General features: G+C 62.1%; 9 protein-coding genes. 7 read left to right on the forward strand and 2 right to left on the reverse strand.

Annotated features, from left to right (window positions below; genetic code table 11):
- A partial coding sequence (locus ACZ6O0_RS43595; protein WP_465771005.1) for a nitrilase-related carbon-nitrogen hydrolase occupies window positions 1-429 on the reverse strand: 429 nt, incomplete at its 3' end.
- Window positions 430-649: 220 nt separating this feature from the next.
- Window positions 650-1,525, reverse strand: a complete 876-nt coding sequence (locus ACZ6O0_RS43600; RefSeq protein ID WP_465771007.1) for a MurR/RpiR family transcriptional regulator — start codon at window positions 1,523-1,525, stop codon at window positions 650-652.
- A gap of 154 nt (window positions 1,526-1,679) precedes the next feature.
- On the opposite strand from ACZ6O0_RS43600, the gene solA reads away from it, so the two are divergent.
- The 7 genes from solA (at window position 1,680) to glsA (ending at window position 9,584) form a co-directional block, all read left to right on the forward strand.
- Entirely contained in the window at window positions 1,680-2,816 is a 1,137-nt protein-coding gene (gene solA / locus ACZ6O0_RS43605; RefSeq protein ID WP_465771008.1) for an N-methyl-L-tryptophan oxidase, read from the forward strand.
- Window positions 2,817-3,126: 310 nt separating this feature from the next.
- Window positions 3,127-4,062: an ABC transporter substrate-binding protein gene (locus tag ACZ6O0_RS43610; RefSeq protein WP_465771009.1), complete on the forward strand. Its 936-nt coding sequence runs from the start codon at window positions 3,127-3,129 to the stop codon at window positions 4,060-4,062.
- Between the two features lie 4 nt (window positions 4,063-4,066).
- Window positions 4,067-4,999 carry an amino acid ABC transporter permease gene (locus ACZ6O0_RS43615; protein ID WP_465771011.1) on the forward strand — a complete coding sequence of 311 codons (933 nt, stop codon included), beginning with the start codon at window positions 4,067-4,069 and terminating at the stop codon, window positions 4,997-4,999.
- Window positions 4,996-5,814 (forward strand): amino acid ABC transporter ATP-binding protein, encoded by an 819-nt coding sequence (locus ACZ6O0_RS43620; protein ID WP_465771012.1) that lies wholly within the window; start codon window positions 4,996-4,998, stop codon window positions 5,812-5,814. Before ACZ6O0_RS43615 ends, ACZ6O0_RS43620 begins: the two co-directional genes overlap by 4 nt.
- Window positions 5,815-6,033: 219 nt before the next feature.
- Window positions 6,034-7,236, forward strand: coding sequence for a M24 family metallopeptidase (locus tag ACZ6O0_RS43625; protein ID WP_465771013.1), 1,203 nt, complete (start codon window positions 6,034-6,036; stop codon window positions 7,234-7,236).
- A 107-nt stretch (window positions 7,237-7,343) separates the two neighbouring features.
- Window positions 7,344-8,477 (forward strand): NAD(P)/FAD-dependent oxidoreductase, encoded by a 1,134-nt coding sequence (locus ACZ6O0_RS43630; protein ID WP_465771014.1) that lies wholly within the window; start codon window positions 7,344-7,346, stop codon window positions 8,475-8,477.
- Window positions 8,478-8,666: 189 nt separating this feature from the next.
- Window positions 8,667-9,584, forward strand: a complete 918-nt coding sequence (glsA, locus tag ACZ6O0_RS43635) for a glutaminase A (protein WP_465771015.1) — start codon at window positions 8,667-8,669, stop codon at window positions 9,582-9,584.
- The last annotated feature ends 862 nt before the right edge of the window (window positions 9,585-10,446 follow it).

The following is a 10,446-nucleotide window of genomic DNA, read 5'->3' on the forward strand; positions in this document are numbered from 1 at the left end:
CCCCCAGACCAACCGCTCCACACCAGTCGGCATCAACTTCCGGTGCTTACCCAGGAAACTGCCATCAGGACCGAAGAAGAGCACCGTGCAATACACCGTGCCACCCTCGCGCTCAAGAACCCCCGTGACCAGATAGATATTGTTCGACCGCGCGACCTCCCCAATCCGTTGCACCTCCTCACCAGGAACGTCAATGGCACCCTCCCAATAACGCCGGAAGGCGTCACGCCCACGTGGCGTGCGTGAACCCACCACCGACCCGAAGTCCTCCCCACGCGGATACCCACCAACGAACACCTCCGGAAACAGGATCAGCCTCGCCCCATTGACCGCCGCCTCGCGAGCCAGGCCGGCAAGCTTGCCGATCGTCGCTCCGGTATCACCGAAAACCGAACCAGCCTGCGCAACCGCAACCCTGAACCTATCCATCCTTCATAAATCCCTTCTCTTAACGCGTGAAGGCCCCGCACCGAACCTCAAAACGTTCAGACCGGCGCCCGGCGGGCGATGATGCATCGCGGAGGACATCAGAAAATCGACCATCCCGTACGGGCGGAGAACTCGCTCAGCGCGGCACCGGTACGACAGTGATGAAGCTCGCGCATGATCTTGACGAGGTTCCGTGGTGGCTGCGGTTGATCGGATTTCGTCACAGGCCGTGCGCACCGTCCGGCAGAGTAGTGATGAATGGAGGGTCGACATCCAGATCGGCCCCGACGGCCGCGGATCGAAGCTTGTTGGTCAGCTCGCGGGCGTCCAGGGCGCGTTGGCGGTTGCGCAGTGCGACCTCCAACGTGAGCGAGTGCATGAGAGCCATCGGCACGGCAAGGGAGCTGGCGAACGACTGGGTCGTCTGTGGGGTGGCCAGCACCACGTCGACCCGCCCCTCCAGCGCCACTCCGAGCGACTCGCTGATCAGGATCGTTCGAGCCCCCACGCTCGAGGCATGGTCGATGATGGCGTCGATCTCGCGGAAGCGACGCAGTAGCGCCACGAGGACGACGACGTCCCCGTCGTTCAAGTCGAGAAGCCCGTTCGCGAGTGACAGCCCGGTCGCATCCAGGCTGCGACTTGCCTTGCCGCACTGCCTCAGTCCCAGCGACGCAGCGTCGGCGACGCACCCCGCTTCCTCGATGCCGTAACAGACCACCCGGCCCGCCTTGTCCACGAGTTCCACGGCGGAGGCCCATACCTGCGAGTCAAGAATGCGCCGCATCTGCTGCAACGTCTGCACTGTCGAGTCGAAGACCTGGTCTGCGATTCCGCCGGGCTCCAGGCGCTCCAGCTGCCGCTGGAGAACAACGGTGGGATCGAGCCGGTCCACCATGACCTTGAGCAATTGCTCACGCAGGTCAGACAATCCCTCATAGCCGAGCGCCTGCACCGCCCGCACGACGGTGGCGTTGCTCGTGCCTGTGCGTTCGCCGAGCTCGCTCGCCGATGCTGTTGCTGCCAGCTCTGGCCGCCGCGCCAAGTATCGAGCGACATCTCGCTCGCGTGGCGACAGTGAACCCTCCAGCGCCACCAGTCGCTCCTGTAGCGACCCGCGGCGAGTCCCTTCATCGTCTGTATCCACCATTACGAACCTTGACCTCCTTCTGGAACGGCTGTTACGTTACCCGAATCACAGACCAAACGACAGGCGAAGCGCCGATGGAATCGATCGAACGGAGAAGCGAATGTTCCGACAGACGGGCCTGAAGGTGGCTGTCGTCGGTGTCGGCAGCGTGGGTGCGATGGCGCTGTGGCACCTCGCCAGACACGGGGTCGACGCCGTCGGGTACGACGCTTTCGCGCCAGGCCACGATAGAGGAGCCGCTGGAGGCGAGAGTCGCATCTTTCGCATGGCCTACCAAGAAGGCCCCAACTACGTCCCTCTGCTGAGGCACGCCCGCGAGCTATGGCAGCAACTGGAGCACGAAACGGGCCATCAACTGTTCCACCCAGTCGGGCACGTGACGGTCGGGCCTCGCGAGCACCCGAAGATCGAAACCGTACGTGCGTCAGCCGCTCTCCACGACCTGCCACTGGAAGAACTCGAGCACGCCGAGGCATACGCCCGCGTTCCTGAGCACCCATTGCGCGACGGTGAGGTTCTACTGTTCGACCCGCTCGGCGGTCTGCTCAGACCCGAGACGAGCGTCCTTGCAGCCGTCCAACAGGCAGAACGGCTTGGAGCGAACGTGGAGCGGTACACCCCCGTTCGCGACGTTCGTGCCGACACTGACAAAGCCGTCATCGTGACCGCCGGCGGTGAGGTGACCTACGATCGCGTCATCATCGCCGCCGGATCGTGGGCGGCACAACAGCCAATCCTGCAGCACCTCCCGCTGCAACCGCGGATGGTCCCCTCGATGTGGTTTCGTCTCCGCAACCAAGCGAGATTCTGCCTGGAAGATACGCCGGTTGCCGTCCGAGTCGGGAGCCCCGCATACTCCTGCTTTCCCAGCGTCGACGGCACGACCGTCAAGGTCTTGCCACACGACCGTGCGTTCTCCGATGTGGACGGCGCGGACTCGCTACCCCGATCGGTCGACACCGAACTTGTGCGGGAGACGAGCGAAGCGGTCAGGCAGACACTGCCGGACCTGGACCCGTATCCCACCCGGATCGCAACCTACACCGACCTCTTCACTCCCGATGGTCATGGCCTACTCGGTCCGATCGATTCGGCTGGAACAGTGATCGCCGCGACCGGCTTTTCTGGCCATGGGTTCAAACTCGCGCCCGCTCTTGGCGAGGTTGCAGCAGCACTTGCACTGGGCAAGCCGGCTGATGACCTCTCCTTCCTCGATCCCTCGCGGAACTTCCAATGAAGGCCGACTGAAGGACCTGCGCTGCCAAGTCGCGAAGCGCTCACATCGCCAAGCGACGCAGTTACAACAAAAACAGTGCTCGGGTAGGGCTTCCGTCCGCAGGTGCGCACGATGGCTGCGGAGCTGTCCTAGCCGAGTGAAGCTCTTGAGTCGTCAATGAGCCCGCACGCACTGGGTTCTTTGGATCTCGTGATCAAGCGCGACTCCACGCCTCACAAGGCAGAGAAAGCCCGTCAACCGTCCAGGAGCCGGGCTGACGGTCACACAGAGCGCCAACGTTACTTGCCATCACTCTAGTCAAGGAGAAGTCATGAAGCACCGGCTACTGGCGCTAGTCGCGACCGTTGCGACCGGTCTGGTCTTGAGCAACTGTGGCTCGAACCCGGGCAGCAGCATTGGTTCTGACGCCGCTGCCACATCGAAGAGTTCGACGCTCCCAACGCAGCAGCTCAACTCGTCTCTGCGCTCTCAGCTGCCCCAGTCCATTCTCTCGTCCGGAACCATCACGTCGGTCAACTACGGTTCCGCTCCGCCGTACAACATCGTGGCGGGCAACGGTTCGGTGACCGGCGCGTCGCGGGACTTCGAGGACGCACTCGAGCAGATGTTGGGTGTGAAGATCCAGAACAAGACCGTCGGCAACATCGCAGCCGTCATAACAGGCATCCAGGCCGGCCGCTTCGACCTCTCGGTGGGTCCTATCGGCGACTACACCGACCGGCAGCAGCAGGTCACCTTCGTTGACTGGATGCAAGACCATGTGGTCTTCGCAGTGCAGCATGGCAATCCCCGACAGATCACCGGCCTCTCTGCGACCTGTGGGACGAAGGTGGCCGCCCTCGGATCTAGCTCAACCATTTCAGTCCTCAACAAGCAGCTGAGCGTCTGTGCCTCGCAAGGTAAGGACGCCGTGCAGATTCAGGAGTACCCGGACTCGCCCACAGCCGTCCTGGCCGTCCAGTCGGGGCGTGCAGACGCGTTCTTCTCTTCGCAGGCACGCCTTACCTATTACGTAAAGCAGTCCAACGGCGCGCTCGAGTTGGCTGGGACAGGTGAATCCAACGGTTTCGGGGTCGACCTCCAGGGCGCGGCAACTCCCAAGGACGGCGCACTCGCCCAGGTCCTGCTCAAGGCATTTCAGGCCATGCAGTCGAACGGCACCTACGACGCGATCATGAAGAAGTGGGGTCTTGAGGCAAGCGAGCTGAAGACTCTCGGAATCAACGTGAGCAAGAAGGCCAGCTGAGACCATGGCAACCATAGATGGACCATGCATCGAGAGAGCGGTCCGACGTAAACATCCGGGGCGCTGGATCGGGGCCGTCGTCCTGGCGGTCTTCGCCGCCAAACTCGGCCAGTTCCTCATCACGAACCCCAGGTACGAGTGGGACGTGGTGTGGACCTACCTTGGGGAAGAGTCCATCCTCAACGGACTCAAGCTGACGCTAGGGCTAACCGTCGTCTCGATGACGATCGGCATCGTGCTCGGGGTCTTCCTCGCCATCTGCCGCCTGTCGGAAAACCCCGTACTCAAGGCGGTCTCGTGGTCCTACGTGTGGTTCTTCCGGGGCACACCGACGCTCATCCAGCTCATCTTCTTCTTTTACCTGTCGGCACTGCTCCCGAAGCTGCCTGTCGGCATCCCGTTCGGACCCACCTTCTTCGAGTTGACCACAAACAACGTCATCACGCCGCTGTTGGCCGCGATACTGGGCCTAGGACTCAACGAAGGCGCCTACATGTCCGAGATCATCAGAGGCGGCCTCCTGTCCGTCGACGCTGGGCAGCGAGAAGCCGGCCGCTCACTTGGAATGACCGGCAGCAGAGTCATGGCTCGCGTGGTACTACCACAGGCGATGCGGTTCATCGTGCCCCCGACCGGCAACCAGATCATCACGATGCTCAAGGCGACTTCGCTGGTCAGCGTCATCGCCCTGAGTGACCTGCTCTACTCAGCGCAAGCTATCTACAACCGCACTTTCCAAACCATTCCGCTGCTCGTCGTGGCATGCATCTGGTACCTCGCAGTTACCTCGCTGCTCTACGTCGGCCAGTACTTCATCGAGCGTCACTACGGTCGCTCGACCAGGAGCGCCACTGGCCGTTCCTTCCTTCAGTTCCTGCGCCTGCGGCCGGCCGCTGCATCGGTTCCTACCGCGCCTACCACGAGGGAGAACCTGTGAGCGCGACCTCTTCAACGCGGAACTCAGCGGCTACTGATCACCCACAGAACTCCGACACGCCCGTGCTTCAGGCGCGGGCTGTTCGCAAGAGTTTCGGTGGCGTCGAGGTACTCAAAGGTATCGACCTGGAGGTCGCCCAAGGCGAGACCGTAGTCATCCTAGGGCCATCGGGCTCGGGCAAGTCGACGTTCCTACGATGTATCAACATGCTCGAACGCCCCGACGGCGGCCGTATTCTCGTCGGCGGGACTGATGTGGGATACCGAGTTGAGGGGGATCGACTCCGCGAGTTGTCGAGCCGGGAGTTCGCCAGACGTCGATCCCGCATTGGAATGGTGTTCCAGCACTTCAACCTGTTCTCCCACCGCACGGTGATGGAGAACCTGCTTGAAGGTCCGGTAGGCGTTCTCAAACGGGACAAGCAGCAGGTGCGGGAGGAAGCGAGCAAGCTGCTCGCCCAAGTTGGCTTGGCGGGACGGGAAGACTTCTATCCGCGTCAACTCTCTGGGGGCCAGCAGCAGCGTGTCGCGATCGCGCGAGCGCTGGCCATGCACCCCGATCTGGTCCTGTTCGATGAACCGACCTCAGCACTGGACCCGGAACTCGTGGGTGAAGTGCTGAATACGATGCGGGATCTAGCAGAGCGGGGCCTGACCATGGTCGTCGTCACTCACGAGATCTCGTTCGCTCGGGAGGCCGCCGATCGTGTGATCTTCATGGACGAAGGCGTCATCGTCGAGCAGGGCAGACCAGCTGAAGTCATCGAGAATCCGCAAAATGAGCGAACACGAGCGTTCCTCGCTCGCGTTCGCTGATGAACGCTCGCTCCGGACAAACGGGGCGGCAGGTTTCGTCGCGAAAGAATGCCGACGATCCGATGTGCTCTGTGCCGACAGGTGAAGTTGTCGAGACGTTGTCAATGACTATCGACGGCCCTTCGGCGATAGCGCAGCTCAGAATTTATGTGCCGCACGGCAATCCACGGCAGCGGGCACTGTGTCAGCACTCATCAGTTCAAGGGAGGACAGCAGAGAATGTTCGACTTCGACTACAAGCGGCGCATCAGCCGTTACCAGGAAATCCTGCGCAAGGAGGGCACGGACTACAGCATCCTTCTCCAACCTGGCAACGTCCGGTACCTGAGCGGATTCTGGGGCTACGCCGCGCGCGCTGAGTACTTCGAGCCAGGTCGACTGACGTGCCTCGTCGTCCCGCAGAGCGGGACTCCGCTGCTCGTAGTGCCCAAGATCGAGCGGAGCTTCGCCGAAGCGGCGACGAAGCGTCTCGCACTCAGGATCGAGCACCATGTCGAGTGGTCCTCGCTGGATGACTCAACAGATGCGTGGGAACTAGTTCGCACATTCGTAGCAAGTGAAGGAGGCCGCAACCCGCGCCTTAGTCTTGAAAAGACTCAATTAACGGACAAGGCCTATCGTCCATTTGCGGAAAAGTTTCAGGACTTCACTGTCATCGAGAGCACGAACAGCCTCGAGCGTCTTCAGGCCGTCAAGGACGACGTGGAACTGAGACTCTTTGAGGCCTGCGGCGAACTTGCGGCAAACATGTTCCAGGTCGAACTTGAAGCAGTCAAGCGTGGTGGCTACCGCGAATACGAAGTCGCCATGCTCGGCTTGGATCACAACGTGCGCGCCTGCGCTCAGGTCATTGAGTCGCAGACGTCCAACGAGTTGTATGTGGATTCCCCGCTTGGGCAGGGTGCGCAACTGCTTACCTCAGGGCCTCGGCTGAATCGAGCGCACGGCACGGCGTCGACCCGCCTGATCGGGTCATCGGACCTCGTTGCGATCGACCTTTGCCGAGTTCCCTTCCTCTTGGGTTACAGAATGGGTTTTGGTCGGGTGATTACTCAGCGACATCTGGACTCTGCCGAGCAGGACATCAATGCAACGGTGAAGAAGTCCTACGACGTTGCGGTATCGATGTGTCGACCGGGCGCCGTTGCCTCTGACATTGACGTTGCTGTTCGCACCGTCCTGGAAGAAGGCGGCCTTGGTCAGTACATAATGCACCGCTGCGGGCGCACGCTGGGGACGGAACCCATCAACATTCCGATCTCAGAGGGCAATCCGACGAAACTTGAAGCGGACATGGTTCTGTCCCTCGAGCCGAGCGTGTACATGGACGGGTTCCAGTCGCGCATTGAGAGCACATTCAGGATCACACACGAGGGTGCCAAACTTCTCACTCGGGTCCCAGAGCAGATGATCTCGGTTTAGTGCTGTCCGCAGCGACAGGACGGGCTCGATCGGGAGTCATGACCTTACGTGCGCAACCCTGGTGAATTACAGTCGCAAAGACAACCAGTCTGGAAATGGGACATGTCATGAAGCTCAAGGTTTTAGTCGTGGGAGCAGGAGTCATCGGGTGCGCCATCGCGCATGAGCTGACCATCCGCGGCGCCGCCGTAACTGTCTTGGATTCCGCATCCGTTGCCGCGGGCGTGAGCTCGAGCACCTTTTCTTGGATCAACTCCAACTCCAAGACTCCAGACACGTATGCGCGATTGAATTTGCTGGGTATCCGAGCGCACGAACGAGTCCAGCGCGCAGCTGCCGTCATCAAGGCTCCCTGGTTTCATCAGGTTGGCAACATTCAGGTCGCAACCAGCGAGTCGGACATGGCCGCCATCGAACAGAAGGTGCGGCGACTCAACGCGATCGACTACGAGGCATCGCTGCTGTCGCCGCGCGAGTTGCTGGAACTCGAGCCGGCGTTGGAAGCGCGTGGCCTGGCAGGAGGTGCCCTGTACTCCAAGGAGGGTTGGGTAGACACGGTTTCAATGTGCACGGCACTCCTGCACACCGCACAGGCTCGCGGTGCCGTGTTCCAGCCTTACCAGCGAGTTGCTGAAGTGGGTCCGGGCCAGGTCATTTGCGTGTCCGCCGACGGTTCGGTGCATCGGTACACGCCGGACGTCACCGTCTTGGCAGCCGGAAACGGCAACCGGCACATCCTCGAGTCGAACGGGGTCGACTTCCCCCTTCTCGACGCCGCTCCGTCCGACAACTTGACTTCCACCTACTCTGCCGTCGGGCTCGTCGCTACGACGGGGCCGTTGAACTCAGGAATCACGCGCATGGTGCAAGCCCCGGGCATCGCCATGTCCCCGGCCCGCAATGGGGGCATCACACTGACCGACGCCGGCGTCGGCGCTAGGTGGTTCGGTGATCCGTGTGTTTGGGAAGCCCCAGGCGTCCTTCTTGAACGTGCCCGGCTCCTGGTCCCCTCGCTCAGAAGTGCAGAGATCCACACGCTGACGGCGAGCACGCGGGTGCTACCTCGTGACGGTCTAACGATCGCGGACTGGGTCGACTCGAAGCGGACTCTTTATGCCGTGGCAACGCACAGCGGGGTCACGCTCGCGCCTCACCTCGCGGAGGTCGTCAGTGACGAGCTCCTCACGGGCCGACGTCACGAGTCGCTCGCCGCGTTCGGTCTTGACCGGTTTGCGAGTTGATTCGTGTGCGAGTTGCGTATGCGAACAAGCACGTCGCGTCGACTGGCCGCGGCGTCCCTAGCTAGCCGTTGAAGGCCGCTACCAGGCACAACGGTCGCGCGGTCTTACCATAAGGGCTGCCTGCCCCATCCAAAGAGCCGCAGGTCACGGCGATATTCCGGATCAAGCAGCTTCAGAGTCAGGAAAGAGATGATCAGATCCGGGTTGGAGGCGATCACGCCTGAGGTCCAGAACCAGGTTCTTGCGCTAGGCAGCGCGTCGGCCGCCAACGGACGGGTATCTCAGCAGATCCCCGCTCTTCAAGATCAGGACCCACGAACATTTGGAGTGGCGGTAGCCACCGTCGGCGGAGAGATGCTGACATTCGGTGATGCGGACGAGCCGTTCTCACTGCAGAGCATTTCGAAGGTGTTCGCCTTGTGCGCCCTCGTCTCCCTCGATGCTGATGCTTGGCCGCGCATTGGTTGGGGCCCGTCCGCCCACAACCACAACTCGGTCGAGGGTCTGGATCAAGAGGCGAAGCCCGCAAATCCGTTCGTGAACGCGGGAGCGATCGTCGTCACCGACCGCCTGCACGACCTGACGCGACAAGCTGCCCACTCGGTGCAGGACGTGCTGCGGTCGGTGTCCCGCCCAAGTGGGTGGAGGATCGACGAGTACGTTGCCGCGTCGGAAGCCGCTACGAGTCATCGCAATCTCGCCATCGCCCACCTGTTAGCCGATGGCGCCTACCTCTACAACGACCCGGACGTGGTGCTGAACGAGTACTTCAACCAGTGTGCAATCGCGGGAAGCGCGCGAGATCTCGCGGCGGCATCGCTCTTCCTCGCCGACGTGCAAGCGCGGTTCTCCGTCTTGCCGCGTGACGAGCGGCGTCGAATCAACTCCGTGCTGCTGATGTCAGGCACCTACGGGGCGGCGGCAGAAGTTTCGTTTCGCATCGGCCTGCCCGCAAAGTCTGGCATCTCCGGAGTGATCCTTGCCATCGCGCCGGGCAGGGGCACGATCGTCGTGTGGAGTCCGCCATTGGATGAGCGCGGCAACTCCACCGGAGCACTGGTCGCGCTCGAGGAGCTCACCAGAATCCTCGACTGGTCGATCTTCTGAGTGTTGAACCCCGTGACTTTGACGAAATCGGGTCTGATCCTCACACGACTGCGCCGCGACGAGGCGCAACTCCTGTGCCGCGCTTGCCCTTGCACTGGCTGCCACCCGCTCGTCGTCCGCTTCCTGATCGGGTTGTGTCTGTTCACCGACCAGGAGTCCGCAGAGCTCGAACTCCACTGAGGCGAGTGCCGGCCGTCCGGGGCGTTGCCGGACGGCCGGCACTCTTCCACTCCTCGACAGTCCGTACACCGGGATCGGGTAGTGGTCGTCATTGAGTTGTTCCTGACGGCGAATCAGCCTGGCAAACCGCAAGGCGATCCGCGGCCCGACATCAGCGTCTGAGGGGGTTCGCGACCTGTGTTGGGAATCGAGCCTTCACACCGCCCGCCTCGGCACTCACGGATGCGGACCCGCCGTGGTGGAGGTGTCGAAACGCGTGTTGCAAGGACGGAGTGTCTAGCAAGTCTCCGCACACCATTTCCGGCAGTCGTGCCAGTCCGCGTAGCCCAGCATCGCTGGGGCCGGATGGCTGTCCAACCCTTGAAGTACTGCGTGAGGTCTCGGCCGCGGACCTGATTCGCGACAGCTCAACCGCGCCTTGGACCTAACTGGTTCTGCCTGTCCTCGCGCGACGTTTGGCCGACAATGATCGGGGCTTCCGCGGCCAGCCTTGTAACTCGAGTGCCTTGACGAGGTCCTCGCGGTCCACGGACAGCGGGGGCCTCGCGGCCTTGTCGGATTCGATGCGATCCTCTCCTACGCCGAGAACTGCCAGGCCAGTGGGCCGCCCGTCCGCGTCGACCAAGTGCGAGCTGGGAATGCGCGATTCGCCGGCGATGGGGTCTCCTTCGATCGCCTCCAC

This window comes from Kribbella sp. NPDC048837 (genome assembly GCF_055586945.1).

Excerpts from the sequence above, each read along its gene's own strand:
- ACZ6O0_RS43615 (WP_465771011.1), top strand. The coding sequence starts at position 4,067 with ATGGCAACCATAGATGGACCATGCATCGAGAGAGCGGTCCGACGTAAA.
- glsA (WP_465771015.1), top strand. The coding sequence starts at position 8,667 with ATGATCAGATCCGGGTTGGAGGCGATCACGCCTGAGGTCCAGAACCAG.
- ACZ6O0_RS43610 (WP_465771009.1), top strand. The coding sequence starts at position 3,127 with ATGAAGCACCGGCTACTGGCGCTAGTCGCGACCGTTGCGACCGGTCTG.
- ACZ6O0_RS43625 (WP_465771013.1), top strand. The coding sequence starts at position 6,034 with ATGTTCGACTTCGACTACAAGCGGCGCATCAGCCGTTACCAGGAAATC.
- solA (WP_465771008.1), top strand. The coding sequence starts at position 1,680 with ATGTTCCGACAGACGGGCCTGAAGGTGGCTGTCGTCGGTGTCGGCAGC.
- ACZ6O0_RS43630 (WP_465771014.1), top strand. The coding sequence starts at position 7,344 with ATGAAGCTCAAGGTTTTAGTCGTGGGAGCAGGAGTCATCGGGTGCGCC.